General features: G+C 46.2%; 5 protein-coding genes. 1 reads left to right on the top strand and 4 read right to left on the bottom strand.

The genetic code is table 11. From position 1 onward, the window contains the following. Nucleotides 1–69: 69 nt before the first annotated feature. Complete coding sequence (locus LC586_RS40080) at nucleotides 70–417, bottom strand: type II toxin-antitoxin system VapC family toxin (RefSeq protein WP_229491318.1); 348 nt, start codon at nucleotides 415–417, stop codon at nucleotides 70–72. Beyond that, nucleotides 414–659 carry a type II toxin-antitoxin system Phd/YefM family antitoxin gene (locus tag LC586_RS40085; protein WP_229491319.1) on the bottom strand — a complete coding sequence of 82 codons (246 nt, stop codon included), beginning with the start codon at nucleotides 657–659 and terminating at the stop codon, nucleotides 414–416. The genes LC586_RS40080 and LC586_RS40085 overlap by 4 nt, the downstream gene beginning before the upstream one ends. 123 nt (nucleotides 660–782) lie before the next feature. Between LC586_RS40085 and LC586_RS40090 the strand changes: the two genes are divergently transcribed. Further along, nucleotides 783–956 (top strand): hypothetical protein, encoded by a 174-nt coding sequence (locus tag LC586_RS40090; RefSeq protein ID WP_229491320.1) that lies wholly within the window; start codon nucleotides 783–785, stop codon nucleotides 954–956. A gap of 250 nt (nucleotides 957–1,206) precedes the next feature. On the opposite strand, the gene LC586_RS40095 is transcribed toward LC586_RS40090, so the two are convergent. Both LC586_RS40095 and LC586_RS40100 read right to left on the bottom strand, forming a co-directional pair. Next, complete coding sequence (locus LC586_RS40095) at nucleotides 1,207–1,416, bottom strand: hypothetical protein (protein ID WP_229491322.1); 210 nt, start codon at nucleotides 1,414–1,416, stop codon at nucleotides 1,207–1,209. 86 nt (nucleotides 1,417–1,502) lie between these two features. Beyond that, a complete protein-coding gene (locus tag LC586_RS40100) occupies nucleotides 1,503–3,098 on the bottom strand; it encodes a nickel-dependent hydrogenase large subunit (protein ID WP_229491321.1) in 1,596 nt (531 codons plus the stop codon). Nucleotides 3,099–3,283 lie beyond the last annotated feature (185 nt).

Below are 3,283 nucleotides of genomic sequence, written 5' to 3' on the forward strand. Positions count from 1 at the left end.
ATGAAGCACAAAGACGTGGAGTAAGTGCTAGTGAGTTAATGGAAGAATTTGGACGGCGAATAAATTCGCCTACGGCTTACCCCCATAAATAAATTTAGGGGCTTGCACGCCGCGACTTACTCGGTCAAAAGGATCTCGGTGATGCAAAGGCAATGCAGCCGCTTGTAAAGCATGAGAAGCTGTAATTTCTAGCGATTGCACTGCTAACACTGCCATCCGACTAGAAATATAACTGTCTAGGGGGTCTGCCAGTGGTAACTTTCCGATCGCAACTTTTATCCCCATTTCCCAAATGCTGGCAACTGAGAGCCACAATTCATTCGTTTCGTCGGCAATATGGGCGATTGCTACTTCATTCAAAAGCTCTGGTCGGGTAAACCACCATAACCAGCACTGCGTATCTAGCAAAAGTTTCACTCCTCACCGCCCTCAAATGCTGCCAAAATTTCTTCTGGCAAAGGGGCATTGAAATCATCTGGCACTACAAAACGCCCTTTATCTTGTCCTAAACTATTGAGCCGATTTAATGAGGAACGAAACGGAACTAACTTGGCGATCGGAATACCTCGGTTGGAAATAATGATTTCTTCTCCAAGTTCTACGCGCGACAACAGCTTTGAGAGATTCGTTTTAGCTTGATGAATATTTACAGTTTCCATAAGATTAAACTAAGTCTGTAAACTAAGTTTAGTCTGGTTGCCATAGTGGTGCAAGGGCGATGTCTACAACGGTCTACGCCTACGCTCAGGTAGATGACCAATCCAGTAAGCTGTAAGTAAGCGTTGTCCAATGTAATCGCCGAAGTAGCAAATGTAGTCGCCGAAATAGCAAATGCGATCGCCAAAGTAGCAAATGTAGTCGCCGAAATAGCAAATGTAGTCGCCAAAGTAGCAAATGTAGTCGCCGAAATAGCAAATGTAGTCGCCGAAATAGCAAATGATATCATGTTCGCATAATTAGTTATGATTCCCACAGTCATTGCACCCCACACGCCAGATGCTCCACTTGGGGAGACCCCAAGACCGCACTGGCTCCCCTTAATCCCCTCCCGAAGAGCGGGGAGGGGAGACAAAGCTACGCTTTGGCGGGGTGGGGTTCTTCAGGTTTAATAAGGAATCAAGCGGACATGATATGAGTAGGCGTAACCTAGCCTTCAGCTGCTCTTTGGATGACCAATCGACGTAAAGCTGCTGAAATGGTTACCATTTATCCCTGCTGCATTACACCCTGTGAACGCAAGTGCAGCAGAGATAAAAATTCTGCCAACTCAACCAACCCTTCTGCTTCTCGTCGTTCTCCAAGAGGGAGCGCTTCGCCTGCATCTTGGCGATCTAGCAGAAATTGCATACGCTCTTGGACAGCTTCAGGAAGTTGAAAGTGAGTCAGTTCAACAGGTATCTGAATAATTTCAACCATGCAAAGTATGTCTAGCAAAATTGCAACCACTTGTAGAGCCACTGTAACTCAATGTGCGTTGTGCTAGACGATCTGATAATTGAGAATTAAGCAGTCCGAAAACGCGCTAACTCTTCACCCGTCTTAGCATCATGGGCGTGAACTGTACACACCAAACATGAATCAAACGATCGCGCCACATGACCAACTTCCACTGGGTCGCTAGAATCGTAAATGGGTGTGCCAATTAAAGCTTCTTCAATAGGGCCGCGGATTCCTTCACCATCACGAGGGCCGATATTCCAAGTACCTGGGGCAATCACTTGGTAATTTTTAATCTTACCACCCTCTACTTCTACCCAGTGACTCAAAGAACCGCGTGCTGCTTCCGTTGCACCCCAACCGCGTCCATCTTTTTCTGTGGGTTTGATATACCAGGGGTCGTTTAATTTGAATTCGCGTAAACAGTGTTCAGCTTGCCGATATAACTTGACAAGTTCGTGAACTCGTGCCAACTGACGCACATGAATACTAGCACCACCCATCTCCTTGAATACATCTAGAATAAAGCCGTCGTAGTGTTGCCAAGATTCGCCATGTTTACCACCAGCTACTAATTGACGCGCTAAGGGGCCAGTTTCCAAGCGTCCGAAGTCTTTGTGAAGGACTGCACTCGACCAAGAGTAGGCGTTATCGAAGTCTTTTGTATTAATTGCAGTGGGTTTAGTGGTGCGATCGCTAGGGTGAATATCCTCTGTCCCCTCATCGTACCAGGAGTGAGTTGTATTCTCGCGGGTAAATGACTGATCCATTAAAGTGTGAGTGTGTGCGAAGCTGTCATACACTCCACTTTTCATAATCATCGCCGCATTTCGTCCTTCGATAGTCGGTTTTTGGTATTTATCTTCATGGGCTAAATATCCCCAAGTCACATATTTACCAACACCAACGCCATATCTATCTAAACCGATATCTAAACCCATGCGCCAATAAAAACCTAAGTCGGAATCTCGATGATTTCGGTCTTCATCCAACCAATCTCTAAAGTCATCATAAGTTTGGATTTGTTCGTAGCGTTCTAAAGAACAACCCAACCAAACTGGTTCTAACCAATTGGTGCGGAAATATTCTAGAATCGCCCAAGCGCGAGTAATGTCTGTTAAAGTGGGGGCGCACATCACGCCACCAGGAACCATGTAGCTAGAATGTGGCCATTGTCCGCCTAAGAGTGCATAAATTTCTACGGGTTTAGCGGAAATTGTTATGCCTAGTTCATAAGATTTGCCTGTGAAAGCAGCAAAGCGTTTGGTAGCTTCCTCATAAAAGCGACTATGGCGGTATTTTTTATTGGTTAAATCAATAGCAAACAATCCATAAAAGTAGCGGGGGATGCTTTGAATTGTCTCGACAATTTGACCAAGATTTCTAGCTAAAATTGCATTGCGAGGAACTTCTGTTTCCCAAGCTGTATCTAATGCCCAAGATGCACAAGTCAGGTGAGAACCGCCGCAAATACCGCAAATGCGAGGTGTAACTATTAATCCGGCTTGGGGGTCTTTACCGCGTAGGATAACTTCAAATCCGCGAAATAGTTCAGCGTGTGTCCAGGCGTTGACTACTCTTCCATGTTCAATATCAACTCGGACATCTAAATCGCCTTCAACTCTACCAACGGGCGAAATGTCTAATGATTGAATTCCCATTATCTTCTCCTTTAATTATTGAGGGGAGTAGGGGATGAGGGGGATGAGGGGGATGAGGGGGATGAGGGAGATGAGGGGGATGAGGGGGATGAGGGGGATGAGGGGGATGAGGGAGATGAGGGGGATGAGGGGGATGAGGGAGATGAGGGGGATGAGGGAGATGAGGGGGATGAGGGAGATGAGGG

This window comes from Nostoc favosum CHAB5714, assembly GCF_020829495.1.
GTDB classification, from domain to species: domain Bacteria; phylum Cyanobacteriota; class Cyanobacteriia; order Cyanobacteriales; family Nostocaceae; genus Nostoc; species Nostoc favosum.